The organism is Acinetobacter sp. Li1LvA2 (assembly GCF_056156705.1).
Window position 1 is genome coordinate 1 of sequence record NZ_JBSICF010000004.1, and the last position, 26,216, is coordinate 26,216.

Sequence of the window (26,216 nt, forward strand, 5' to 3'; positions counted from 1 at the left end):
CCATTAAAAACCTTTGGCAACCCCTTTTTTAATTTAATATTGCCACATGTTCGTTTTTTAGCCTTTTTAGCATTTTATCTATATTATTTGATCAATTTTACATTGATAATAGGTTATCAATTTTGTATTAAAACATATCTCCACCCAACTGCACATTAAGTATTAGCCTGGCTGGCGGTTAAGGAATTATATGAATTATTCTAATTTAATTTTACTAAGCGTGTTATCTGTAGGTGTTTGTACCTCTATATATGCTCAAGAAAACACGGTAAGTGAATCTGCTAATGCGAGTTCATTAGAAGAAACAGGGCCAAACCATCCCCGTTCACAAATTATTAAAGATTTAAAAAACATTAAAGTTAAAGATTTAAAAATTAATGCAAATGCAGCTCAACCAGATCTTGTCAAAGATCCTTTGCAATCATTGAACCGTCCAATTTATTCTTTTAATGATATGTTGGATCGCAATTTTTTACGCCCAGTTGCTGTTCAATATAGAGAAAAAACCCCAGAAGATGTACGTGGTTCTTATCGCCAGTTCCGTAAAAATCTTGGTGAACCATGGAATGCTGTCAATCAGCTTATTCAAGGCCGCCCTGGTCGTGCAGCAAAAACTTTAGGCCGATTTACGATTAACACTTTAACTACTCTTGGTTTGGCTGACCCAGCAAGTCGCTTAGGCTTACCAACTGAAGAAGAGAATTTTGGTGTAACTCTTGGCTACTATGGCGTTCCTTCTGGCCCATTCCTTATGTTGCCTTTTTTTGGTCCAAGCACCTTACGTGATGGTTTTGGTTTAGCAGTAGATGCCCAAGCTCGCCCACAAAAATACGTTATGGATGATCAAGAAGGTCTTTATTGGTCGAGTAATCTATTACAAGCCGTGGATACACGTGCTCAATATCTTGACTTAGATCAAACCTTACAAGGTGATCAATACGCTATGATTCGAGACTTATATCTCCAGCGTAAAGCATTCCAAATTGCAGAGAAGAAAGGTGACTCAGCTGACGTATCTTTCATTGATGATGACTCAGAAGATACACCAGATGAGAATCAAAACCCTTAACATGAAATAAAGGTGTTGCTTGGATTAAGAGTTCGGCAATACCTTGATTTTGATCATACATACTCTATGATGAATAAAGTGATCATATAAAAGGACTACCATATCTTCTATGTATTTTATTAAACCGACACGCTCTATTCCTTATTTAGAGCAAGCTTTGGATAAACTGCCAGGCTTACAAGTCATTAACATAGATGATTTAGATTTATATGATCCAACCATCATTGCAATTGCAGATGTACAAGATTTCCTAACTTATAAATGGAATTTACCAACGGTCGTAATTGCTTTTGAACATGAAGGTACCGCTTTGGCACATGCATGGGAAGCAGGTGCTCTTGCAGGCTGGGTGTGGAATCAGTTACCTAATGATTTAAATAAAGCCTTATCAAAAATTGATGCTCAATATAAGCGTAACCAAGATAGTCGTGATTTACCTTCGGCTGCTGAACTGCAAAAACGTTTATTGCCGAATCCAATTGATTTATTAAATTATGAAGTCGAAACTTTCTTTCAGCCTTCAGCTTATCTTTCCGGTGATTGGTACGACTATTGGAAATTAAATGATAAAGAAGTTTTATTCTATCTTGCTGATGTTTCAGGTCATGGTGTAACCAGTAGTTTATTAACATCATGGATGGCAGCATTTCATGGTCGCTCCAAAACCCCAAGACAATTAATAAAAAAATTAAATGGGATGCTAGTTCAAGAAAATATCGAAAAGCACATTACGATTGTGGTGGGTATTTTAAACCTTGAAACACATACTCTTCGCTGGTCAAGTGCTGGGCACTACCCTCCTCCTATCATTTTTGAGCCTAATCAGGCACCGAAGATTCTAACAACGAGCAGTTTCCCACTAGGTTTAACTGACGAACTCGAAGTTGAAGAGCATATTTGTACGTTAAATCGCCATGCTCGCTTCATTGTTTGCTCGGACGGAGCCCTCGAACCTTTTGATGGCGGTTTAAACGATCAGTTCCAACAATTGGTCCATCATTTGCAAAATCAATCATTTCAAGCACCCGATCATGTGGCCGACGATATTGCCATCTTCAGTCTTTGTCGAATGAATTAATTTACGAATCAATTAATTACATAATATACGACTTAAGGACTCTTGAGTCTGGGATGGCACTATGTGATAATTTTTCTATCCTTCTCTGAAAATGGCATTTATATGTCAACAGGTCATGTTGAATATGCAAGTTTAAATGGAACGCATATTTTCAAACTTATTGGTGAAGTGCGAGCCCATTCTTGTATAAGTCTAGACAAACTTTTAAACAGAATTGAACAGCAAGAGAATGTTGTAGGTGCAATCGTTGATTTAACCCAAACAACATTTATTGATAGTACTGTATTAGGCATCCTAGCTAAGCTAGGTTTAAAGCTTAAACAGACTCATCATATTCAAGCTGTGATGCTATCTACCAATCCAGATATCACAACCTTAGCCAACAGTATGGGGCTAGGGCAGGTTTTTGTCATTTTGAATTATTGTGGTGATCCTAACGTTTGCACATTAACGTTAACAGATGAACAAATCACTCATAATGCAATGCTAAGAACTGTTCTGGATGCACATAAGACATTGATGAAACTCAATGCAAACAATCAGAATATGTTTGAGCCACTTGTTAAGCAGTTACAGAAAGAACAAGATACTCTTGAACAGGTATCTGACAAGCAAAATGCCTGATTTTCACCATTAAGCCGGATTAGAATATGACCCTCGTTTCTGTTGCTCAAATGAACTCTCAAAATGATATTGAAAATAATTTTCAAGTCATTGAGTCTTTGATTCAACAGAGCAAGGCACAAAATGCCAGTTTGATTGTTTTCCCCGAAAACTTTGTATGTTTTGCTGCTGGAAAACAACGTGAAACTGCTGAGCAATTTGAATCTATTCAACAAAGGCTTGAGAAACTCGCACATCAATATCAAATCTGGATTGTGGCTGGCACCTTACCTTGCCCATTCCGTCCAGATGGTTCCACTATTCAAGATGGTCGCGTCCGAACTGTTAGCCTCTGTATTAGTCCTGAGCGTACAGAAGCGCGTTATGACAAGATTCATTTATTTGATGTACAAGTGGGTGATGCTGTTGGTGGTTATCAGGAGTCTCGTTTCTTTGAACCAGGAACAGACGTAGTAGTCACATCTACCCCTTTTGGCAATATTGGCTTAATGGTATGTTATGACTTGCGTTTTCCAGAGCTTGCTCTAACGCTAAGACAACAAGGCGCTCATATTCTTACTGCCCCTGCTGCATTTACCTATACAACTGGACAAATGCACTGGCAGCTTTTATTACAAGCTCGGGCAATGGATAGCCAATGTTATGTTTTAGGTGCAGCACAACAGGGCTGGCATGGTGAAAAACGACAGACCTGGGGACACTCTGGGGCAACTGATAGTCGTGGCCAAATTTTAAGTATGGTTGGATATGAAGGAAATGGTTTAATTACTGTGCCCTTTGATCTAACGGCGCAAGATCTTGTCCGCTCTTCAATGCCTCTAATGACACACCGTAAATTAATTCACTATTAAAAGTTTAATTATTCATGTGGAAATACTTATTTAGCTTTTTTTGCTTGGGGGCAAATATTCATTGTTATGCTGAGTTTGGGACAACGAATCATTTCGTTTCACCAACGGCACAGCTCAAATCAGATATTCTCCCCTCTACTCCTAAAGATATTCCTTTGCCTGCATTTGGCCAGAGAATAATTGGATGGGGAACGGGTGCAGAAGGCGCAAGACAACGTTTAGAAAATATTCAGCCAGCAGATGTTTCTATGATTAAAAAACAAGGAACAACGCTTGAAATGATTACTGCATGGCAAGATTTTTATGAACAAGAGCAACAACGCAATGCAAATAATCCTACCGCTAAATATCGTGCGCGTTTAATGAAAAAAATTGCAGATCTGTGGTAGACAATTTTATCTAAAATATTTTTATGTTATGGAATAATTGGATTAATTATTCCATTTTTTATGTCTCTTAATTTACTCTATTCATAACCTATTATTATGAACATTTAAGAAACTGAATAGAACGCGATATACTAGAAAAGTAATATGAGTTTCTTTGAGGAATATATGGACCAAGACTGTCAAAACTTAAAGCTTGAGAATCAATTATGTTTCCTCATTTATTCAACAAATTTAGCGCTTAATCAACTCTATAGAAAACTTCTCGCGCCTTTGGGGCTTACCTACCCCCAATATTTAGTGATGTTAGTGTTATGGGAGCAAGATGAAGTGACTGTTTCAGAAATTGGAGCTAAACTTTTTTTAGAATCATCCACCCTCACTCCTATCTTGAAAAAGTTACAAGCCCTGCATTTGCTTCATCGTACCCGCTCAACTCAAGACGAGAGACAAGTGATTATTACACTTAGCGATGAAGGAAAAAAATTAAAAGATCAAGCATTGGATATTCCAGCAGGTGTACTAGAAGCAAGTTCATGTGATATGACAACACTATTAGGCCTGAAAGATCAACTTACCAAACTCCGTACAAACCTAGTCAAATAAACAGCAATTTTTCAAAAAATATACTTGTCAAAATAATTAAGTCGTGTACGATATATTTGTATTCAATTTATTTTAGGAATAAAAACGATGTCATTAGAAAAAGTTGTTTATCGCGCAAAAGCTAAAGCAACCGGTGGTCGTGATGGCCGTGCAACTTCATCTGACGGTGTATTAGATGTACAACTTGGCGTACCTAAAGAAATGGGTGGCGCTGGTGGTGCCGTAACAAACCCTGAGCAATTATTTGCAGCTGGCTATTCAGCATGCTTTTTAGGAGCTTTAAAATTTGTTGCAAACCGCGATAAATTTAATATTAGCAAAGATGCTTATGTAGAAGGTGAAGTGGGTATTGGTCCAATTCCTACAGGTTTTAGCATCGAAGTAACTTTAAATGTTTACTTAGTGGGTATGGACCGTGAAGAAGCTGAAAAGTTAGTTGCAGCAGCACATATTGTTTGCCCATATTCAAATGCAACTCGCAACAATATTGATGTAACTTTTAATATTGTGACTGAGTAATTTTTTAAGTTTAAAAAATGCCCGAATCATATCGGGCATTTTTATTGCAGATTACAAATTATACTTCACTTGCTTCATTGGTTACTCGAAGTACTTCTTCAAGTGTGGTTTTACCTGTAAGTACTTTGCGTAAACCATCATCACGAATAGAACCCGAATACTGACGAGCATGATTTTCTAACTCATATTCAGCCGCATTGCCATGAATAAGGCGACGCATTGGCTCATCAACAGGTACGATTTCATAAATGGCTGTACGTCCATTAAAGCCTAAATGTGAGCAATGATCACATCCTTTGGCTTCAGGTAACTGCAACAAAGGTTCATTATGAATATGTTGAAAAACCTGTTTTTCAAAAGTATCAGCTTCACGCCATGTCATACAATGTGGACATAAAGTACGTACCAAACGTTGAGCAATCACCCCAATTAAAGAGCTTGATAATAAGAAAGGCTCGATTCCCATATCTTTAAGTCGAGTAACCGCACCAATAGCGGTATTGGTATGTAGTGTCGATAAAACCAAATGTCCAGTTAACGATGCTTGTACTGCAATTTCAGCCGTTTCCAAATCACGAATCTCACCCACCATCACTACATCTGGATCTTGACGCAACATTGCCTTTAAAGCACGAGCAAACGTCATATCCACTTTGGTATTCACTTGTGTTTGACCAATGCCTTCAAGTTGATATTCGATTGGATCTTCGGCAGTTAAGATATTGCGCGTATTATCATTTAGATCAGATAGAGCTGCATACAAAGTCGTTGTTTTCCCCGAACCTGTAGGCCCTGTAACCAAAATAATGCCATGAGGACGATGTACTAACTGAGTTAAACGCTCATAGTCATTTGCCATCAGTCCTAAATGGATCATATTAAGTCGACCAGCTTGTTTGTCGAGCAGACGCATTACGACCCTTTCACCATGTGAAGATGGTAAAGTCGAAACACGGACATCTACCTCTCGGCCTGCGAGGCGTAAAGAAATACGCCCATCTTGTGGCACTCGCTTTTCTGCAATATCGAGTTTTGCCATGACTTTAATACGTGAAACTAGCAAGGGTGCCAACTCACGGCGCGGCTGTACAACTTCACGTAATTGACCATCTACACGTAATCGTACAGATAATTTCTTTTCGAAAGCTTCAATGTGAATATCAGAAGCCCCTACTCGAATTGCCTCTGAAAGTAGTGCATTGATCAGACGAACAATAGGCGCGTCATCTTCCTGATCCATCAAATCTTCTGTCTCAGGAACCTGATCGGCCAAACTTAATAAATCAGGATGATCTTCTAAACCTGCTGCAACTTGTTGTGATTCCCCTGTATCGCCGGCATAGCTTGTACTTAAGAGCGTATTAAATTCTTGTTCAGTACATAATTGGAAGTGAGCTGGCTTACCTAGAATTCGTCTTGCTTCCTGCAATGCAATTTTTTCAGTGTTTTGACGTCTAATAATAAATACTTGATCACCGTCATAACGAAATAAAACACCATGACGCTTGGCAAAACTATATGGAACTTGTATTTGTTTCAATATTTGCATCACAATTTATAATGATGAGTAAGATGATTTTGAGTGTACTCTAAGCAGATTACAGCGTGAAGTCTGTTTAACAACTCGGTAGAGGAATTTTACGTCTTGTTTGAAAATAATGAATATCAGCCTCGCCCCCAGAGTTCTTTAAAATGGTGGGGTGAACAGCACTTTGAAATTAACCAGTCCAAAGCGTGGCAATTCGGTTCAATGCTCTTTCGTTTAACACGTGGCATAAAAGAATGGCGTATTGAATATTATCGCCCCTCTCTTCAAGACGATAATGAGCAAGATTGGCATCCAATTGCCGATCCGAACTTTGCCTTTCCACATACTGTTCAAGTAGAACGCTACATGTTTCGGAAAACTAATCCAGAATTTTTACTTATGCCCCGTCTGGCAGACCGTTCTGTAGTCATTAAACCCGTTGATCCTATCTACATTCCAGCGGGACAACGTGGGACTCTATATATAAGTACACCACTATGGATTGCAGGTTTAGTTGAAAGTCAGCATGAGCCTTTGTTTGAGATTCCTGTAATTCAACCTAAAGATACATGGTTTGGTCCAAATGCCCAGCAAGGTGAAATTTGTTATGCCACTTCTGTAGATGGGCGTACCGATTTAAACCTGTTAACACCTCGAGCTTTTCGTGCGGTTACACCGATTGATTTTCACAACACCAGTAATCATCAATTACGCTTTGATCGTATGAATGTGCCAGTTACGGCCCTTCCTCTTTTTTATAGTGAAAGTACTGGTCGTTTATGGACTTCTCAAATTAAAGTTTATTATGAAGGTTCTGATCGTCCCGCACGTATTCGTATTGAAAACCGTACGCCTCCTCTTGCTGGTGAAGTGACCTATGTTCACCCACCACGTTCACCTGGTGGAGCATTATTCAATATGTTTGATTCATTCTTTTAAGAGGGTTATATGGCTGATTCAAATATTCCAAAAGATATCGCTGATAGCCTCAAAAGCATATTTACCAATATTAATACCGAACGTATTAGTGAAATTTTAGTCGCTGTTGTACTGTGTTTCATTGGCTTTGTTCTTGCTCGTATTATTTCGAATACGTTTATTAGAACCATTGGCTCACGTTTTAATGCTCATCAACGTCTGGTGTGGCGCCGTGGTATTTTTTATTTCATTTTCTTACTCTTCATTATGACGAGTTTAAAAGAAGCTGGTTTTAAACTGAGTGTGTTTCTTGGCGCGGCAGGGATTTTAACCGTAGCGCTCGGTTTCGCATCACAAACATCAGCCAGCAACTTGATTAGTGGTTTATTTTTGATTGGTGAAGGTTCATTTGAAGTCGGTGATACGATCCAGATTACGCTCATTCGTGGAAATACAATTGAAGGTGAAGTGATCTCGATTGATTTACTTTCGGTTAAGCTGCTTACATTAGACAATGTCTATATTCGTTTGCCAAACGAACAACTCATTCGTGCTCCCGTGCACAACTTATCTAAATATCCTATACGACGTATTCCAATTACACTTGCAATTAACTTCCATGAAGACATCATTAAAGTTCGCGAGGTTCTACTGAATGTAGCAGCTCATTATCCTCTTGTTTTAGATGATCCTAAACCCGCTGTTACAGTTACTGCATTCAGAGAATCATCAATTGAGCTTTTATTTACAATGTGGTGTCGACAAGAGAACTCTTTAAAAGTTCGAGATGAGATGCAAGAAAGAATTCGAAATGGATTTTTAGATAACCGAATCGAAATCCCTGTTCCTAAAATGGGCTTGATTGATCGACCATCTAGTGTTTTTGCTGAAGATGATATCGATCAATACAGCAATCAAAAAGAATTAAATCGAGAGCCTAAAGCTTAGGCTCTTCATTTTTCTGTACAGCGGATGATGGTGGTAATGGCGCAAGATAAGCAATAATCAACATTACCCCACCCGCGCCAATAAATGAAATGACTCGAGTTAAAGTGGCACTTTGCGATAGATCTAGTAAAATCAGTTTTAATACGACAATCCCTAAAAGCGCAGCACCTACAAACCACAATTGACGAATCATTTTTCTACTAGAGAATGTAGTTAAAATGAATGCCAAGATTACCCAAAGCAATGTCAGACTTAACTGTACTATTCCATTTGTCCAAATTGCAGCACTCCAGAGTGGTGTTGCCCAGTAATGGTGCAAGCCTCTAACCACCACACTACTAAACACCAATAACCCTACTAGAATTGTTGTAATTTTAAAAGTCCACTCCAGTGATTTATCTTGATCAAAAGCATGCTGATAAATAATAAAGAGTAGACCAGCAAATACTGAAATTGAAAGGAAGTCAGTTAAGTTAATCAAAGGAACAAAGTAAAGGTACTCAGCAGAATGCCGGTCTACGCTCACTACTAGCAACCAAAGTAAGCTTAAACACCACACTGGAATTTGATGTAACAAGGTAGTTTTATTAGCTTTATACGCCCAAAGGGAATAAACCACAGGAACAAAAGCCAGAGCAACAAGTGGCATTTGTGGAAATATTGCCAAACCAACCGTTGCTAATGCTAACCAGCTCAAACCAGACCAGACCTTTAAAGATCCAAACTGACCTGATTGCGGTTGAGCCATAACAAATAAGGCACTAAGAAGCATTGCTGTGATGAGGAAAGTACCCTGCTGTAATATACTCGGCCATTTAAACATGCTGAATACTTGACTAGTAAAGGCTTCACCCAAAATTAACAACAATAACAGACTAATTAAACCTAACTGTAGACTCTGCCATTGGACCCTTAGTTTATAGTGAACCACTACACTAAATATTGATAATAATAGTATCGCAATCATCAAATATGGGCTTAAGCCATGATGTTGCCATGCCAAAATTTCTATACCAGCAATAGCGCCTGCATACATCCCTAAACACAAGAAAATGCCGCTAAACATGCTGGCGCTAAAATAGTGTTGCTCTTTACTGTTGTATTGCAATAAATAATAGGCCGAAATGAATTGGGCAATTGCATAAATACTTGTACTTAGAGTCGGAAACTCTGCATTCGCCCAAAATTGATAAAACAATGCAACCGAACTGAGTAAAACTAAAATTACACCAATATATCGGCTTAAACGGTACCGCTCAGTTACCCCCCATACAATAAGGGCCGTACCTTGAGCAACCCAACCAATTGCAGTCCAATGTGCCCCTTTCGAGAGTGGAAAGATTAAAGCAAAAAATGCAACGGCGAGGATGAAAAAGCTTTTGGCAAGAACTGAAAGTTGAGGATGGGTCTTTTTGATCCAGAAAGTTAATATCGCATAGGTACCAGCCAAAACAGCAGCACCAATCGTCAATGCTTGAGTAGACTCATGAACTAAATAGGCATGTAGCGTAAAGCCTAGTACAGGCACACTAAAAATAAGACCAACATCCAAGAGCGGAGGTAAACGAATGCCTTCTTGTTGTTCACGTACTGAAACTCGAGATATATTTTGGCTATAACGAACACTAAGCCAAATAAACAGAGCTATATGTAGCCATAAAATCCAGTCTAATGTGTCAAATTTTGCTGGTTCCGCATAAAAACCTATCGCACTACCACCAATAAACATTGTGGCAAAGAAAGCAATCTGATTTAAGATTTTCCATGGTTGAATAAAATTAACCGCAGCAACTGCTAAGTTAATGACTAAGTAGTAGCTAAATAGGAAGACTACATCTGGACGATATTGTGGAATAACTAAAGGTGCTGCATAAGCCATGCCGAGTGCTAAAATTGCCAAATAAATAGCTTGTTGTTTTAAACTCAGGAATACCGTAATAGCCAATAAGATAGTAAACAGAATACTCGCTGTAGTTAGATTGGCAATTACACCAAAATGATGCGAGAACACGAGTGTTAGGAATACAACAGCTAGCCCTACACCCTGCAATGCCACAGCAAAAAGTTGATTTTTCCTTTGCAAGCTATAACCAAATGCCGTTAATACACCTCCCGCAATTGCAATAAAACCAAGTTTTACACCTAAACTTAATTGCCAGTGCTCACTTGCAAAACGCAATAACAACACTACCCCAACCATCAACACGGCGACGGCAACTCTTAAAATTGGATTGCCATGAACCATCCAGTCGACTGCTGGTTGCCACCATGCAGTTTTGACAGGAACTGGTTGTTCTTCTTGATTTAAAACTGATGTTTCAACAGGGATTAACGTGTCCGTACTATTGGAATCAACTTGTACTACCGCTGGAGTTATAATTTCTGTTTGTAGAGTACCGTTTACATGAACAGTTTGTTTTACTGACTCGAGGTATAACAGTCGAGTATGAAACGCACTAATCGTTTGGACTAAGCATAGCAATAAAACCAGTAATGCCCCCCCAGCAATCCACATCCAGTGATTCATATAAGCAACTAATGCAACCAAGGCGGCCGCATAAATCACTATTGTTTGCGTATGAATAGAATAAAGTGGCGTTTTCTGCTGAGAAAACTGTTGTTCTAAATGAGTCAGACGCTGATGCAGATTTGATAATAACTGAACCAGTACTACCACGAGTGCAATAGATAAAGCAGCAACAGCACTCTGAAATTTAAAACCAATTGAAATGGCTAAAAACAAAGTCAAAGCGATCAAAACGATGATCATTCCCTGTTTGTCTTTTTTATACATGGGCTTAGCAATATGACACCTTCATTACATGTCATCTTACTTCAAGCCAATACAAGCGTATATTTATACATACAAAATACTGCAAAAATCATAAACCTGCATTCATAGCCGTTTTCACGTAAAATACCCGTAATTCAAATTAAGGAATTGTTCAATGCCACCATTTGTCTTGGTTGATGGGTCCTATTTTTTATTTCGTGCATATCATGCATTACCACCATTGACGACCTCTACAGGGTTACATACCAATGCAATACGTGGAGCAATTTCTGCGATTCAAAAACTTATGCGTCGTATGCAACCGACGCATATGGCCGTAATTTTTGATACCCCTGAGCCAACTTTCCGTCATAAGCTTTCACCTATTTATAAAGGTGATCGCCCAACCATGCCTGAAGAGTTATCTCAACAGATTCCATATTTACATGCATTAATTAAAGCCCAAGGCATTCCTTTATATAGTCTTCCAGGCGCTGAGGCAGATGACATTATTGGTACACTTGCTAAACGTGCCGTGCTTGAAGGGCATCATGTACTTATCTCAACCGGAGATAAAGACATGGCTCAGCTCGTCAATGATCATGTCAAACTTGAAGATAGCTTTAAAGATCGTGTAATGGACACCGACGGTGTATTTGAAAAATTTGGCGTTTGGCCAAATCAGATTATCGACTATTTAACGCTAATGGGTGATGCATCCGACGGCATTATGGGTGTTCCTGGCGTAGGTGCAAAAACAGCAGCTAAATTACTGACTGAATATGGCACTTTAGAGAATATTATTGCCAATGCAGATCAACTTAAAGGTAAGATTAGCCAAAATATTAAAGATAATTTAGACAATATTAAGCTTGATCACCAGTTAGCTAGCATTGTCTGTGATCTTCCTTTAGAACTCGACTGGCATGAATTAAAGCTTACCGATCCAAATGTTGATGCTTTACGCAACCTCTATACTGAGCTTGAGTTTAGAAATCAGTTACAGTCGCTTGATCATCCGAATAATCCGAACAGCTCTACTTATAAACAACAAGTTTCACAAGTAGTCGTTCAAGATGAAATTAAACCAGCTGACGCTATAGAAACCGAAGATCAGGCAAGTTTAACCAGTCAAGATGACCAACTTGGGACTGCAAATTATCATACTGTTTTAACTCAAGAAGCATGGGATCAACTCTTGCAACGCATGCAAAATGCTGATCATTTTGCCATTGATACAGAAACTACAAGCCTTGATTACCGTATTGCCGAGATGGTTGGTTTTTCAATCGCTTTTGATGCGCAAGATGCTTACTATGTGCCTTTAGCGCATAATTATGAAAATGCACCGCAGCAACTGGACCGTGAACAAACTCTGGCTCAAATTAAGCCTGTATTAGAAAATGAAGCAGTTAAAAAAATCGGTCATCATCTTAAATATGATGCCCATATCTTTGCTAATCACGGTATAGAGCTTAAAGGCTGGTATTTCGATAGCATGCTGGCATCTTATGTACTAAATGCAGCAGCAACTCGTCATGGCATGGATGATGTAGCTCGTGTCTACTTAAGCCACTTAACCACCACTTTTGAACAAATTGCTGGTAAAGGTGCTAAACAAAAGACTTTTAATCAAATTGAGATTGAAGTTGCTGCCCACTATGCAGCAGAAGATGCACATGTGACCTATCGCTTGTATGAAGTACTTTCAAACAAACTTAAGCCATTTCCTGAGTTAGAAAATATTTTATATAACATCGAAATGCCGGTTGCCCGAATTTTATCAGGCATGGAAGAAGATGGTATTCGTTTAGATCATGCTTTCTTAGATAAATTAAGTGTTGAATTTGCAAAAACCATGGAAGGCCTTGAAAATCAGGCTATGGAAATTGCAGATGAAACTTTTAATATCGCTTCACCTAAGCAAGTAGGCGAAATCTTATTTGATAAATTAGGAATCAAAGGCGGTAAAAAAACTGCAACTGGACAATACAGCACCAGTGAAAGTGTTTTAGAAAAGATTGAACATCCTTTAGCGGAAATTATTCTAGAGCATCGTGGTTTGGCAAAGCTAAAAAGTACCTATACGGACCGTCTAGTAGAGCAATCTCATAACGACACTCATCGTGTGCATACGAGCTATCATCAAGCACTTACAGCGACAGGTCGCCTCTCCTCTTCTGATCCTAACTTACAAAATATTCCAATTCGTAGACAAATTGGCCGTCAAATTCGTAAAGCATTCATTGCACCAGAAGGCCGAGTTTTATTAGCTGCCGATTACTCGCAAATTGAACTGCGTTTAATGGCACATTTTTCTCAAGATGATGCTTTAGTACATGCGTTCCAGCACGGACAAGACGTTCACCGCCGTACTGCGGCAGAAGTGTTGGGTATTGCTATCGAAGATGTTACCAATGACCAGCGTCGTCAAGCCAAGGCAGTAAACTTTGGTCTACTTTATGGTATGTCTGAATTTGGTTTGATTCGTCAACTTGGCTTCACCCGTCAAGAATCGCAAAATTATATTAAGCAATATTTCCAACGCTACCCTGGCATCTATGAATATATGCAACGCACGCGTCAAGTTGCATCAGAGCAAGGATTTGTTGAAACTATTTTAGGCCGTCGTCTTTATACACCAGATATTGATGCACGAAATGTGATGGTGCGTAAGGCTGCTGAACGTGCTGCCATCAATGCACCTTTACAAGGTAGTGCAGCTGATATTATTAAACTTGCTATGATTGAAGTTGATAAAATCTTGCCAAAAGATCAAGCTAAGTTACTACTTCAAGTACACGATGAATTAGTTTTTGAAGCCGATCAAAACATTGCTGAAGAACTTTCCAAACAAATCGCAAGAGTCATGGAATCTGTTGTAGAAATTTCCGTTCCTTTAGTGGTTGAAGTTGGCCAAGGACAAAACTGGGATGACGCCCATTAATTAGCAAAAATAAAAAAGGGCTGTGAAATACAGCCCTTTTTTATTGAGTTAGCTTAAAGACCAGTTAAGAGAACTTTAGCAACTTCATTCATTAAAATTTCAGCAATATAGAGTGCCAAAAATGCCAAAATTGGCGATAAGTCAATCATTCCCATATTAGGCAATAAACGACGGAATGGCGCGAGTAATGGTTCGGCTAAATCTTGAATCACCTCAATATAAGGTGAACGAGATTGAGTGAACATAACCACCCAACTCAAAATGATTGTTGCAAAAATTAAATAACGGCAGAAACGAATCAAGTCCTGAATCATAGTCACAAATGTCAGAATCACTAAATGAATCGGACTATTTGGCATAGAACCAGAAAGATACATCACACCGAAAATTTTCAGTAAATATAAAATAATTAAAAGAGCTAACGCAGCTAAATTAAACCGGCCTTTTGCGACCGTCGGAAAAATTCGGCCAAAAATATCAACAATTTTAGTCGCCTTTACGGTCGATAAAACCACAGGATTATAAGGACTTACTGCCGCCAATTGCATTAAAAAACGGAAAAAGACCAATAAAATCGCGACATTAATTAAAATTCCAAAAATTAGCGCAGAATTTGCACCCATAGTTGTCTTATCCTATTTAAGCTATTTCGCACTGTCACTCAATTCTTGAGCCAATTCTTGGCTACGCTTCTGTGCAGCAGCCAATGCAGATTGAATATTTTGGGAGATTTGTGCACGGTCAAAAACTTCAAGTGCAGCTTGTGTTGTACCATTTGGCGATGTCACATTCTTACGAAGTTCAGATGGAGTGTTTGAACTGGTAATTGCCATTTGAGCTGCACCTAACGCCGTTTGAAGAGTTAACGCAGTTGCAACTTTTTCATCCAGTCCTAAATTTTTACCCGCACGGATCATACTTTCCATTAGATAGAAAAAATATGCAGGGCCTGAACCAGAAACGGCTGTTACTGCATCAATTTGAGCTTCGGAGTTTACCCAAATTGTTAAGCCTGTGGCCGCTAAAATCTGACTTGTTAATTCACGATCCGAAGTACCTACTACATCATTTGCATAGATACCGTGCGCGCCAGTTTGAACTAGAGCTGGGGTATTCGGCATAACGCGAACAATTCGATTGCTATCAATTAAGTTTGATATCGTTTGAATTTCAGCACCAGCAATAATTGAAATGACTAATTTATCTGATAACAGACCTTTCAACGGACGTAAAACAGTTGCCAAAACTTGCGGCTTTACCGCTAGAACGACAACATCAGCATTTTGAATTGCAGCCACGTTATCTTGTGTTACATGGACTTCTTTTTCTTGTAATAATTGACGGATCTGCTCAACAGGATCTGAAACGGTAATACGTGTCGGTGGTAAACCTCTTGAAATGAGCCCGCCAATTAACGCTTGGGCCATATTACCGCCACCAATAAAACAGATATTACAATTTACTGCACTTGCCATAACCATATTCGCCATTTACCAGATTACAAGAATGAGAAATTAAATCTGGTTGCCATCCTCCTTGCTCACAATACGGAGACTGAGCCAACCAAAATCCTTTCGGTGTAAAAACCCCAAGCATAACATTATCTATGACTAATATTTGAATTGTATGACGAAGCCAAGGCAAAATATGTGCTTCTTGAATTGCTTTTTTTAATGGCCATTGCCCAACACGACCATATAAGTGGACTTTTTCTCCACCTTGGCGTCGAATTATTGTCAATTTTTTATTTAATAAAGATGGAGCCAAACCGATATTTTTTTGTGTAATCTGAAAATGCCCTGAAGCGTAATGCACTATTTCCCCCATTTGGAAATGATGCTCCCACTCTACTTCAACCGGGTTTAATTTTTCAGCAAGAAAAACTTGCTTACTCAATCTATAAAGATGGTGTTGATAACGGACATAGTAAAACTGATTCCAGTGTAATGCTGCCTGTGCATCAGACTTTGAGTCAATCACTTCATTTTTTAAACGCTCAACCATTTCAAATGCAGGTCGATATTGCCCATCACCTTTCATCCAAACTGAAAGTAATTGACGTTGACGGGCAACTGATAAGTCTAAAAGTTTAGTTAAGTCTAGACACTCAGCAGTACCACAATGTTTTAAATCAGCTTTCAAAACTTCTTCTAAAATTTCAGAAGCATCTTGCATGAGATAACTGGTTCGGCTCAGTGCTTGCTGCATTTTAGGAAATCTGTTTTGTAAAAATGGCCAAAGTTCCTCACGCGACCACGCCCGATCATAATGAATATCGTAATTTGTCGGGTCATTTACATACGCAATTTCAAGTTGAGTAGCCCAATCAGCAATTTGCTCACGAGATAAGTCTAAAAAAGGACGCCAAATCGTCATGTCTACACGGTAATCCACAGATTGCATTGCGGCTAATCCATCAACACCTGCACCCGATAATAAACGTAGTATTACCGTTTCAGCCTGATCTTGCTGATGATGAGCAAGTACTAAAGTTTCATTGGTTTGCAAATGCTGTAGATAAGCTTGATAACGCGCCTGACGTGCTTGAGCCTCCAAATTACCATCGGTAACCTGAACTTTTTGAATAATAAAAGGAATATCTAAACGAGTAGCTTGTTCAGCGACTAATTTCCCCCATTCTGCACTTTGTGATTGCAGCTGATGATCGATATAGATTGCTCGGATCTTTTGAGGGAAAAGTTGAGACATTAAATGTAGTAGCAGCATAGAATCCATGCCACCACTACATCCAATAAGAAAAGAACTATTTTCTGAAAATAGTTGAGCCTGCTTTAAGACATTATGCCTAAATTTGCGCTGCCAAACTTCATTAAACGTTGATAACGTTCTTCGCATCGTTCATTTGCATCCATTGGTAGCAACTCATCCAAAGCTTGCTTCAAAACTACTTTTAGGTTTTGCATGACTTGCTCAGGGTCTAAATGCGCCCCTTCGCCTTCATCTACTACATATTCAACAATACCTAGAGATTGTAATTTGTCTGCTGTCAAACCTAAAGCTTCGCTTGCTTGAGCCGCTTTTTCAGCAGTTTTCCACAAAATAGATGCACAACCTTCTGGTGAAATCACAGAATAGATACTGTGTGACAACATAATGACTCTGTCAGCAACACCAATACCTAAAGCACCACCAGAACCACCTTCACCTAGTACTGTTGCAACAACAGGAACTTTCAAGCTTGAAAGTTGAGCAAGGCTAGTAGCAATTGCTTCAGCTTGTCCACGCTCTTCAGCACCAACACCCGGGTAAGCACCCATCGTATCAATAAAAGTGAAGACCGGAAGATTAAAACGCTCAGCCATATCTAATAGGCGTTGAGATTTACGGTAACCTTCAGGGTTAGCCATACCGAAGTTATGCTTTAATTTTTCACGGGTACTACGACCACGGTGTTGTCCAATGACCATCACAGGTTGACCGTCAAAACGAGCAAGACCACCTACCATCGCACCATCGTCACCAAACAAACGATCACCATGCAAGGCGTCAAACTCTGTAAAGATTTCACCGACATAATCTAGAAACTGCGGACGTTCAGGATGACGTGCAATTTGAACCGTTGTCCAAGCTTTGGACTGAGTAGATTTTTTCATAGGTCGAATATTATCCCTTTAATCGATAAATTTTTCCGACTGAATATTCAATTCAATGTCCCAATGCTTAAACTGCTCTTGCTCATCGTGCAAGTCGGCAACTAACAATGGCCATTGTTTGGCATCACCAGAAACACTAAGCTGCCATTGTTGATCATTTATGATGGTCAGTTCAATGGCAGGAAGCATCTGATCACTTCGACTATGGTTGAGTAAAACTGCTAGGCGAAGTAATAAACTTAAGTAAAGTAATTTATGACCACCAGCCTTCAAAATTTCGTTTTTTACATCATTTCGTAATTTACGACGATGGTGAGCCACTAAATGTGAAAGATGATTTTGGTCGATTTGCGAGAAACCTGGAATATCTGAGTGCTGTAATAAATAAGCACCGTGGCGATGATAACCACCATGACTAATTGCTAAACCAATTTCATGCAAATAGGCAGCTCGACGCAGTAAGTCACTGTCTTCACTCGTTAAATTAAGAGATTTCGCAACACCATCAAATAATTGTTGTGCTGTGTTTACAACTCGTTCTGCTTGCTTTGGATCTGCGTTATAACGCCCCATTAAGGCCTGTACACTACGATCACGGATATCTTCATGTTTAAATCGACCTAACAGGTCATACATCACACCTTCGCGTAATGCACCATCAGAATATGCCAAACGATCAATTTCTAAAACTTCAAAAACTGCGTACAAAATTGCCAATCCGGCTGGCAAAACTGCTCGTCGATCTTCTCTTAGTCCTTCAAAATCAATTTCAGAAACATTTTTAAACTTAAGTAATTTATCTTTAAGTTTATATAGTCCTTCTCGAGTGACATTTTCTTGTTCATCACTTAAGCCCATATTGACCATAATTTGGCGACAGGCTTTAATCGTTCCACTCGAACCAACGACTGTATCCCACCCTTCCATTTTATAAGTCGTTGCAATAGCAGAAAGTTCTTTACGAGCAGCAACTACAGCCTTATCAAATGATTTCTGAGTAATTTCCCCATCAGAAAAATAGGCCGTTGTATAAGCCACACAACCCATTTGTAATGATTCAGTGTAAATAGGTTCAAACTCTTCACCGATAATGAATTCGGTAGAACCACCACCAATATCAACGACTAAGCGACGCCCACCATTCGCCATGGTATGTGATACACCCAAATAGATCAGACGGGCTTCTTCTCGTCCTGCAATAATTTCAATAGGTTTAGGTAAAATTTCTGCAGCTTTTTGAATAAATTCATGGCCATTTTTTGCCTGACGCAAGGCATTCGTAGCCACGATTCGTAAACGATTAGGTTGAACAGAGCTCAATCTTCCAACAAAACGCGCTAAACAAGCCAAACCACGTTGCTGCGCGGCTTCTGTTAAATTTTTATTTTCATCTAAACCAGCTGCAAGCTGTACTTTTTCTGACATCGAAGCAACTTTTTTAACTTCACCATGATCTACCCGTGCAATTGCAAGGTGAAAGCTGTTCGACCCCATATCTATGGCGGCAAGTAATTCTTCATCAATCAGAAAGTCAGACATTATTGAACTAAACCCATAACAATTCACGCCTAGAGTAATTCACAAGAATGCAATTGAAAAGCCATTTTCATCAACAATTAATAGCCATCGATATTTTTCTAATTGTTAAACGATTGTACAAGCCGATGATGAATATCGTGAGCATCCATTAGACAAATTTAGTTAAGCCTTGAATAATAGCATCAAACCCTTACATTGAACTAAGTAGCTATGTAATACTGATAGAGATAATTTCTCCTGTAGTAATAGCACTTTTTCTAAAAATTGGAGCCGTACCATGTCTGCGACTATTGTAAATACAACTGATGATAACTTCCAAGCAGATGTTCTAGACGCTGAAACACCTGTACTTGTTGACTTCTGGGCAGGTTGGTGTGCACCTTGTAAAGCAATTGCACCTGTTCTTGAAGACCTATCAAGTGAATATGCTGGTAAAGTAAAAATTGTTAAAGTTGATGTAACTTCTTGCGAAGATATTGCGGTGAAATACAATATCCGTAATATTCCCGCTTTATTACTTTTCAAAAATGGTGAAGTTGTAGCTCAACAAATTGGTGCTGTACCTCGCTCTAAACTTGTTAGCTTTATTGATGAAAATGTTTAAGTCAAAATGCTAAGAATGAAAATACGCTATACTTTTTTATAGCGTATTTTTTTCGGCTATAAATTGACAAATTAACTAAGCTGGCTTATATTGCATGCTCAAGAGGCACTGAAGGGAATCATCTTCGTCCGGCTTCTTACAAGACACAAACATAAAGATCGCCACTCGGCAACAGAAATTGTTTTTTCACATTTTTCTTCGAAACAATCAATCAGACTTCTGAATTGTTATTGTGTAAATACAATTGCGATAATCTTTTTTGTATGCGAGCGATTTTTCTTCTTTTTAAACCACACTCTACTCTTTCCTAATTCTGACCCTTATGAATTTAACTGAACTCAAGAAAAAACCAATTGGTGAATTAATTAAAATTGCTGAATTTATGGGCCTGGAAGGTATGGCTCGTAACCGAAAGCAAGATATTATCTTTGCCATTTTGAAACGCCATGCAATGAATGGCGAAGAAATTTTTGGTGATGGCGTTCTTGAAATTCTCTCTGATGGTTTTGGTTTTTTGCGCTCTGCGGCAGGTTCGTATTTAGCAGGTCCGGATGATATTTATGTGAGTCCTTCACAAATCCGACGCTTTAACTTGCGTACAGGTGATACCATCACAGGTACTATTCGCCCTCCAAAAGAAGGTGAGCGTTATTTTGCGTTGCTCAAAGTTAACCAGATTAACTATGACACGCCAGAAAATTCTCGAAATAAAATTTTATTTGAAAACTTAACACCCCTTTTCCCAACTGAACAATTGGTTATGGAACTCGGTAATGGTACGACAGAAGACTTAACTGCTCGTGTTGTTGACTTAGTTGCGCCAATTGGTAAAGGACAACGTTCTATTATTGTTGCACCGCCAAAAGCGGGTAAAACAATGTTACTTCAAAATATTGCTCAATCGATTGTTAGAAACAATCCTGAAGTATTCCTGATTGTTCTATTAATTGACGAGCGTCCAGAAGAAGTAACTGAAATGGAACGTACTGTTCGCGGTGAAGTCATTGCTTCAACATTCGATGAAGCTCCTGCTCGCCACGTACAAGTTGCAGAAATGGTAATTGAAAAAGCAAAACGTCTTGTTGAACATAAAAAAGACGTTGTGATTCTTCTTGACTCTATTACCCGTCTTGCACGTGCCTACAACACCGTTATCCCATCATCAGGTAAAGTATTAACTGGTGGTGTAGATGCTCATGCATTAGAGCGCCCTAAACGTTTCTTCGGTGCTGCACGTAATATTGAAGAAGGCGGATCTCTTACGATCATTTCAACTGCTTTGATTGAAACAGGCAGTAAAATGGATGACGTAATTTATGAGGAATTCAAAGGTACAGGTAACCAAGAGATTACACTTGATCGCCGTATTGCTGAAAAACGCGTCTTCCCTGCCATGAATATTAAGAAATCTGGCACTCGTCGTGAAGAGCGTTTAATGGATGATGATAACTTACGTAAAGTATGGATCCTCCGTAAGCTTCTACATCCTATGGATGAGTTGGCGGCAATGGAATTCTTACTTGACCGTATGAAAGAAACCAAAACAAATGATGATTTCTTCGATCAAATGAAGCGTAAAGCCTCAACTTAATCGATTAATCTTCAATAAAAAGCCACTCTTTTGAGTGGCTTTTTATTTGGTTGACAAGCTTTACACAAAAATACATTTTGCAGTTTTTTATGTAATTTTACTTATAAGCTTTTGATAATAATTATTTTTGAATTAAAAAAAATAAGTTTTTTAGTAGCTTACCTCTACCTTTTCCAATACACTCGAGCCGATTGATTGTTTTTTTCTGTTAAAAAACAGACTGTTTTTCTGTTTTTCATACGTTTTTTTGACAGACGACAGTAGTATTTCAGCATTTGCAGTGATAGCATAGCGGCAGACCAGTTAGACTGCTCCATGCGTTGTTACCTAGCTACGTTTTAGGAATAATAAAAGCAAAACAGTCCAACTTAGGTTTTTTTAATCTCAAATCTTTTTTGTGAGAGTGATGCCATGTTATTCAAAAAATTTGCTGTTGCTGCTGCTGTTGCTGCTACTTTAGCTTTCGTTGGTTGTTCTAAGAAAGAAGAAGCTCCTGCTGCTGCTTCTGAAGCTGTAGCTGCTGCTTCTGAAGCTACTGCTGCTGCTTCTGAAGCTGCTGTAGCTGTTGATGCTGCTGCTTCTGACGTTGCTGCTGCTGCTTCTGACGTTGCTGCTTCTGCTTCTGACGTTGCTGCTGCTTCTGCTGCACACTAATCTATATAGATTAGATAAAAAGAGGACATTCTGTCCTCTTTTTTTACGCCTAAATTTTATATTCCAAAAATCATTTCGCTTAAACTATCTAGATAAATTGATATAACATTTTAATTAATTAAAGCCATCTAAATATAAGTAAAAAAAAGCAGATCAATCGATCTGCTCATTTCCAACGCGTTGTCTAAACTTTTGACCTGCTCTAAAAGTCACTACCCTACGTGCAGAAATTGGAATTTCTTCACCTGTTTTAGGATTACGTCCTGGACGTTCGCGTTTATCTCTTAACTCAAAATTACCAAAACCAGAAAGCTTAACCTGCTCCCCTGCAATAAGTGCTTGGCTAATTTCGTCGAAGAACAACTCGACCATTTGTTTTGCTTCACGGCGATTTAAGCTGGTTAACTCACTTAAATGATCAGCCATGTCTGCTTTAGTTAATGCTGTCATGAGGCCCTCAATGTCGCTTGATAAGTGTTTTCTAACACTTGGATTATATTGTCCATACCAGATTTAATTTCAGCATCTTCAAGCGTACGTGAAGGATGTTGCCATAATAACGCAAACGCTAATGAGCGTTTACCTTCTTCGACACCCTGCCCCGTATACACATCGAATAACCATGTAGAGTCTAAAAGCTCTCCACCAGTTTTTTCGATTAACTGCTGAATATCTCTAACATTTATATTATCAGAGATTAAAAGCGCAATATCACGTCTGATCGAAGGAAAACGTGATAATTCTGTAAAATTAGATACATAAGATTGCAAAACTGCTGTTTGATCGAGTTCAGCAACCCAAGTTGTGCTCAAATCTAGCTCATTTTCTAAAGATGGATGCAGACGGCCTAAGTAACCAATTGATTGTCCATCAACTAAAATTTCAGCAGACTGTCCTGGATGCAACCATGCACGCTCTGAACGCACATATTCAACTTTGACACGACCAGCAGCTAGAATCTCTTCAATCTCTCCTTTGAAGTCGAAGAAATCCATTGGTTGAGGCTTAACATGCCAAGATTCAGGTTGCTGTGAACCTACTGCAACCAAAGCTAAAGTTGGAATCTGTTTTAGATCTTCAATACTTTTAGCATTTTGATAATCAAAACATAGCCCTAATTCAAAGAAACGAACACGGCTTTGCTGACGGTTAAGATTATATTGTACGCAAGGAATTAAACTTGAAAGTAAAGTACTACGCATCGCAGCCAAATCACTTGAAATTGGATTTGCTAGCATTAATGGATTTACTTGTGGGTTTAATTGCTTTTCAAGTTTTGCATCAGCAAAGCTAAAGCTAATTGCTTCTTGATAACCTAAAGTCACGATCGTTTGACGCAGCTCAGCGAGTTCAAAACGATCTTGATATTTAGCAAATTTAACATCCATGCTTGGTAAGCTAATTTGGATATTGTCATAGCCATCAATACGCGCTACTTCTTCAATTAAGTCTTGATAAATAGCTATGTCATAGCGATGTGATGGTGGTACTACACTCCATTCACCTTCAGCCTTAACTGTTACCTTACAGCCTAGTCGAGTTAAAGCATCTGCAATGAACTCACCCGCAACTTGATATCCCAATAATTGGTCTACCTGAGCTTGCTTCAATTCAATTGCTTCACGCTTAGGCAGTAGATCAGTTTTTTCAGCTACAGTAATTGGACCAAACTCGCCGCCTGCTAACTGTTGAATAAGCTGTGAAGCACGATTCATGGCAATTAAAGGCAATTCGAAATCTACACCGCGTTCATAACGCTGCGAAGAGTCGGTATGTAAACCAAAACGACGAGCACGCCCAGCAATCGCAAGTGGAGCGAAGAAAGCACTTTCTAGGAAAATATCAGTCGTATCATCAGTTACACTTGATGATAAACCACCCATAATTCCAGCAATTGCCAAAGCTTTTTGGTCATCAGCAATCACCATTATATCTTCTTGCAACTCAACTTCTTGATCATTCAGAAGTTGTAATTTTTCTTGTTGTGTTGCTTGACGAACATGTACAGTCCCTTCGATTTTAGACAAATCGAATGCGTGCATTGGTTGACCCAATTCCATTAAGACATAGTTGGTCACATCAACCAAAATACTATGTGTACGAATTCCTGAACGTGATAAAGCCTGTTCCATCCACTCAGGAGTCGCAGCTTTTACATTAACGTTTTTAACTACACGCCCTAGATAACGCGGAGCACCCTCAGTACTGATAACTACTTTTTTCTCATCAGCAATAGTGGCATCAACCGAGTTAATGACGGGCTCATTCATTTGCAGCTTATTAATCACTGCAATTTCACGGGCAATACCACGAATACTAAAACAGTCACCACGGTTTGGTGTAATGCTGATATCAATGACATTATCGTCAAGTTTAAGGTATTCGCGGATATTTAATCCTACTGGAGCATCAGCTGGCAATTCGAGTAAACCATCGATTTTATCTTCAAGATCAATCTCCGAAGCACCACAAAGCATGCCTTGTGACTCAACTCCACGAAGTTTACCTTTTTTGATTTTAAAATCACCAGGTAAAACTGCACCAATAGTTGCAACTGGAGCTTTCATTCCAGCGCGAACGTTCGGTGCGCCACATACAATTTGTAAAGGCTCACCTGAACCAATATTCACTGTTGTAACACGTAGACGGTCTGCATCAGGGTGCTGCTCAACAGTGAGCACTTCACCTATTACAACGGCTGTAAATGGTTTAGCAACAGGTGCCAATTCATCCACTTCAAGACCAAGCATCGTCAACTGATCAGACAATGTATCACTATCAATTGCCGGATTAACCCATGTACGTAGCCAATTTTCGCTAATCTTCATCTTTATAAACCTTTTTTAATCCTGAAAAACTGTTAGGCAAATTGGCGTAAGAAACGCACATCATTTTGATAGAACATACGCAAGTCATTAATGCCATAACGCAACATGGCAAAGCGCTCTACCCCTAAACCAAAAGCAAAGCCTTTGTATTTATCAGGATCAATACCCGCGGCACTTAATACATTTGGATGCACCATGCCACAGCCTAAAACTTCTAACCAACGGCCACGTTCATCCATAATATCTACTTCTGCACTTGGTTCAGTAAACGGGAAATATGATGGACGGAAACGTACCTTTAAATCTTTTTCAAAAAATTCATTCAGCAGGTTAATTAATAAACCTTTTAATTCGGCAAAGCTGGTGTTCTCAGCAACATACAAGCCTTCGATCTGATGGAACATTGGCGAATGCGTCTGATCCGAGTCACAACGATAAACACGCCCAGGACATACGATACGAATTGGTGGCTCACTTGTTTCCATTGTACGAATCTGTACACCAGATGTGTGCGTACGCAGTAAATGAGTTGCATCAAAATAGAAAGTATCGTGCATAGCACGCGCTGGATGGTGACCAGGAATATTTAATGCTTCAAAATTATGATAGTCATCTTCAACTTCTGGACCAGTCGCAACTGTAAAACCAGCTTTAGTGAAGAACTGACAAATTCTTTCTTGTACTTGAGTAACAGGGTGAACTGTACCGACGCGTTGCCCGCGGCCCGGCAAAGTAATATCAATCGTTTCACTTGCTAGTTTTTGCTCAAGTGCTGCCTGTTGTAATGCCGCTTGACGTTCTGTTAAAGCAGTATTAATTGTTTCTCGAACAGCATGAATCGCAGCACCTTGTACTTTGCGTTCTTCAGGGTCCATTTTCCCTAATGCTTTCGATTGTTCTGCAAGCTGGCTTTTTTTCCCTGTAAATTGCACACGCACCTGATCAAGTGCAACAAGGTCTTGAGCTGCTGCAATGGCAGCAAGCGCTTCTGTGGTCAGGGCTTCCAGTGACATATTAACTCTCAAAGCAACAAATTAAAAAAATATAATAAAACACTGCATTCTAACAGTTTTTCATCAGATTGATGAAGTTTATCCATCATGAAAAATGTATTAGGCAACAAAAAGATAAAACGTATA

Annotated in this window: 24 protein-coding genes; 13 read left to right on the forward strand and 11 right to left on the reverse strand. The window is 39.0% G+C overall.

The window, feature by feature from the left end; all coding sequences use genetic code 11:
• Window positions 1–190: 190 nt before the first annotated feature.
• The 7 genes from ACS604_RS09535 to ACS604_RS09565 all read left to right on the forward strand — a co-directional run bounded on the left by ACS604_RS09535 (window position 191) and on the right by ACS604_RS09565 (window position 5,133).
• Window positions 191–1,069, forward strand: coding sequence for an MlaA family lipoprotein (locus ACS604_RS09535; RefSeq protein ID WP_004794490.1), 879 nt, complete (start codon window positions 191–193; stop codon window positions 1,067–1,069).
• 109 nt (window positions 1,070–1,178) lie between these two features.
• Window positions 1,179–2,147 (forward strand): RsbU family protein phosphatase GigA, encoded by a 969-nt coding sequence (gigA, locus tag ACS604_RS09540; RefSeq protein WP_004794492.1) that lies wholly within the window; start codon window positions 1,179–1,181, stop codon window positions 2,145–2,147.
• A gap of 102 nt (window positions 2,148–2,249) precedes the next feature.
• Window positions 2,250–2,771, forward strand: a complete 522-nt coding sequence (gene gigB, locus ACS604_RS09545; RefSeq protein WP_002117273.1) for an anti-anti-sigma factor GigB — start codon at window positions 2,250–2,252, stop codon at window positions 2,769–2,771.
• 26 nt (window positions 2,772–2,797) lie between these two features.
• Window positions 2,798–3,622, forward strand: coding sequence for a carbon-nitrogen hydrolase family protein (locus ACS604_RS09550; protein ID WP_004794494.1), 825 nt, complete (start codon window positions 2,798–2,800; stop codon window positions 3,620–3,622).
• Between the two features lie 14 nt (window positions 3,623–3,636).
• Entirely contained in the window at window positions 3,637–4,011 is a 375-nt protein-coding gene (locus ACS604_RS09555; protein ID WP_004794496.1) for a DUF4951 domain-containing protein, read from the forward strand.
• Window positions 4,012–4,176: 165 nt separating this feature from the next.
• Window positions 4,177–4,614 carry a MarR family winged helix-turn-helix transcriptional regulator gene (locus tag ACS604_RS09560; RefSeq protein ID WP_004794498.1) on the forward strand — a complete coding sequence of 146 codons (438 nt, stop codon included), beginning with the start codon at window positions 4,177–4,179 and terminating at the stop codon, window positions 4,612–4,614.
• An 87-nt stretch (window positions 4,615–4,701) separates the two neighbouring features.
• Window positions 4,702–5,133, forward strand: a complete 432-nt coding sequence (locus ACS604_RS09565; RefSeq protein ID WP_002117290.1) for an organic hydroperoxide resistance protein — start codon at window positions 4,702–4,704, stop codon at window positions 5,131–5,133.
• 58 nt (window positions 5,134–5,191) lie between these two features.
• Here the strand turns inward: ACS604_RS09565 and gspE are convergent, their stop codons facing one another.
• The gene (gene gspE, locus ACS604_RS09570; protein WP_004794500.1) at window positions 5,192–6,682 is read right to left on the reverse strand and encodes a type II secretion system ATPase GspE; all 1,491 of its coding nucleotides are present in this window, start codon (window positions 6,680–6,682) and stop codon (window positions 5,192–5,194) included.
• A gap of 96 nt (window positions 6,683–6,778) precedes the next feature.
• On the opposite strand from gspE, the gene ACS604_RS09575 reads away from it, so the two are divergent.
• Together ACS604_RS09575 and ACS604_RS09580 are read left to right on the forward strand one after the other, a co-directional pair.
• Complete coding sequence (locus tag ACS604_RS09575) at window positions 6,779–7,600, forward strand: hypothetical protein (RefSeq protein ID WP_443271277.1); 822 nt, start codon at window positions 6,779–6,781, stop codon at window positions 7,598–7,600.
• A gap of 9 nt (window positions 7,601–7,609) precedes the next feature.
• Complete coding sequence (locus tag ACS604_RS09580) at window positions 7,610–8,527, forward strand: mechanosensitive ion channel family protein (protein WP_004794505.1); 918 nt, start codon at window positions 7,610–7,612, stop codon at window positions 8,525–8,527.
• On the opposite strand, the gene ACS604_RS09585 is transcribed toward ACS604_RS09580, so the two are convergent.
• Window positions 8,517–11,321 carry a DUF2339 domain-containing protein gene (locus ACS604_RS09585; protein WP_474771464.1) on the reverse strand — a complete coding sequence of 935 codons (2,805 nt, stop codon included), beginning with the start codon at window positions 11,319–11,321 and terminating at the stop codon, window positions 8,517–8,519. The genes ACS604_RS09580 and ACS604_RS09585 overlap by 11 nt on opposite strands.
• A gap of 154 nt (window positions 11,322–11,475) precedes the next feature.
• Between ACS604_RS09585 and polA the strand changes: the two genes are divergently transcribed.
• Entirely contained in the window at window positions 11,476–14,247 is a 2,772-nt protein-coding gene (polA, locus tag ACS604_RS09590) for a DNA polymerase I (RefSeq protein WP_474771466.1), read from the forward strand.
• Between the two features lie 53 nt (window positions 14,248–14,300).
• On the opposite strand, the gene ACS604_RS09595 is transcribed toward polA, so the two are convergent.
• The 5 genes from ACS604_RS09595 to ppx are packed head-to-tail and all read right to left on the reverse strand — an operon-like array spanning window position 14,301 to window position 19,400.
• Window positions 14,301–14,870, reverse strand: coding sequence for a YggT family protein (locus ACS604_RS09595; RefSeq protein WP_004794512.1), 570 nt, complete (start codon window positions 14,868–14,870; stop codon window positions 14,301–14,303).
• A 21-nt stretch (window positions 14,871–14,891) separates the two neighbouring features.
• Entirely contained in the window at window positions 14,892–15,728 is an 837-nt protein-coding gene (gene proC / locus ACS604_RS09600) for a pyrroline-5-carboxylate reductase (RefSeq protein ID WP_081399200.1), read from the reverse strand.
• Window positions 15,700–17,103: a tRNA lysidine(34) synthetase TilS gene (gene tilS, locus ACS604_RS09605; protein WP_474771468.1), complete on the reverse strand. Its 1,404-nt coding sequence runs from the start codon at window positions 17,101–17,103 to the stop codon at window positions 15,700–15,702. Before tilS ends, proC begins: the two co-directional genes overlap by 29 nt.
• Window positions 17,040–17,861 carry an acetyl-CoA carboxylase carboxyltransferase subunit alpha gene (locus ACS604_RS09610; RefSeq protein WP_004794519.1) on the reverse strand — a complete coding sequence of 274 codons (822 nt, stop codon included), beginning with the start codon at window positions 17,859–17,861 and terminating at the stop codon, window positions 17,040–17,042. Before ACS604_RS09610 ends, tilS begins: the two co-directional genes overlap by 64 nt.
• Before the next feature lie 18 nt (window positions 17,862–17,879).
• Entirely contained in the window at window positions 17,880–19,400 is a 1,521-nt protein-coding gene (gene ppx / locus ACS604_RS09615) for an exopolyphosphatase (protein ID WP_107880774.1), read from the reverse strand.
• Window positions 19,401–19,677: 277 nt separating this feature from the next.
• On the opposite strand from ppx, the gene trxA reads away from it, so the two are divergent.
• Together trxA and rho are read left to right on the forward strand one after the other, a co-directional pair.
• Window positions 19,678–20,004 (forward strand): thioredoxin, encoded by a 327-nt coding sequence (gene trxA, locus ACS604_RS09620; protein ID WP_003655060.1) that lies wholly within the window; start codon window positions 19,678–19,680, stop codon window positions 20,002–20,004.
• A gap of 322 nt (window positions 20,005–20,326) precedes the next feature.
• Window positions 20,327–21,595, forward strand: coding sequence for a transcription termination factor Rho (gene rho, locus ACS604_RS09625; protein WP_004794523.1), 1,269 nt, complete (start codon window positions 20,327–20,329; stop codon window positions 21,593–21,595).
• A gap of 164 nt (window positions 21,596–21,759) precedes the next feature.
• Here rho and ACS604_RS09630 read toward each other — a convergent pair whose 3' ends face one another.
• Window positions 21,760–21,912, reverse strand: coding sequence for a hypothetical protein (locus tag ACS604_RS09630; RefSeq protein WP_151768400.1), 153 nt, complete (start codon window positions 21,910–21,912; stop codon window positions 21,760–21,762).
• Between the two features lie 94 nt (window positions 21,913–22,006).
• On the opposite strand from ACS604_RS09630, the gene ACS604_RS09635 reads away from it, so the two are divergent.
• The gene (locus tag ACS604_RS09635) at window positions 22,007–22,249 is read left to right on the forward strand and encodes a hypothetical protein (protein WP_005302445.1); all 243 of its coding nucleotides are present in this window, start codon (window positions 22,007–22,009) and stop codon (window positions 22,247–22,249) included.
• A gap of 153 nt (window positions 22,250–22,402) precedes the next feature.
• Here the strand turns inward: ACS604_RS09635 and ACS604_RS09640 are convergent, their stop codons facing one another.
• The 3 genes from ACS604_RS09640 to pheS are packed head-to-tail and all read right to left on the reverse strand — an operon-like array spanning window position 22,403 to window position 26,090.
• Complete coding sequence (locus ACS604_RS09640; RefSeq protein ID WP_000126166.1) at window positions 22,403–22,699, reverse strand: integration host factor subunit alpha; 297 nt, start codon at window positions 22,697–22,699, stop codon at window positions 22,403–22,405.
• On the reverse strand, window positions 22,696–25,077 hold the full coding sequence (gene pheT / locus ACS604_RS09645) for a phenylalanine--tRNA ligase subunit beta (protein ID WP_474771521.1): 2,382 nt from the start codon (window positions 25,075–25,077) through the stop codon (window positions 22,696–22,698). The genes ACS604_RS09640 and pheT overlap by 4 nt, the downstream gene beginning before the upstream one ends.
• 32 nt (window positions 25,078–25,109) lie before the next feature.
• Window positions 25,110–26,090, reverse strand: a complete 981-nt coding sequence (pheS, locus tag ACS604_RS09650; RefSeq protein WP_004794529.1) for a phenylalanine--tRNA ligase subunit alpha — start codon at window positions 26,088–26,090, stop codon at window positions 25,110–25,112.
• Between the last annotated feature and the right edge of the window lie 126 nt (window positions 26,091–26,216).